The sequence below is a fragment of the Paracraurococcus ruber genome (genome assembly GCF_004353985.1).
Lineage (GTDB): Bacteria > Pseudomonadota > Alphaproteobacteria > Acetobacterales > Acetobacteraceae > Paracraurococcus > Paracraurococcus ruber.
Genome location: NZ_SMOA01000776.1, coordinates 1 through 240, shown reverse-complemented (window position 1 = coordinate 240; position 240 = coordinate 1). Strand labels below are relative to the sequence as shown.

Below are 240 nucleotides of genomic sequence, written 5' to 3'. Positions count from 1 at the left end.
ACCTGGCCTGCGGTGTGACCGACATGCGGTCCGGGATGGACCGGCTGTCCGCGTTGGTGCAGCAGTCGCTCGGCGCCAATCCATTCGATGGCGCTGTCTATCTCTTCCGAGGCCGCAAGGGTCGGCTGCTCAAAGCTCTCTGGCATGACGGGGTCGCGCTCAGCCTGCTGGTGCGACGGCTCGAGCATGGACATTTTCCCTGGCCCATGACCTCGACCGGCTCGGTCACGCTGTCGCCGG

General features: G+C 66.2%; 1 protein-coding gene. It reads left to right on the top strand.

Going from position 1 to position 240, the window contains the following annotated elements; translation table 11 throughout:
• Positions 1-35: 35 nt before the first annotated feature.
• On the top strand, positions 36-240 hold a 205-nt coding region (tnpB, locus tag E2C05_RS32650; protein ID WP_338045245.1), incomplete at its 3' end, for an IS66 family insertion sequence element accessory protein TnpB.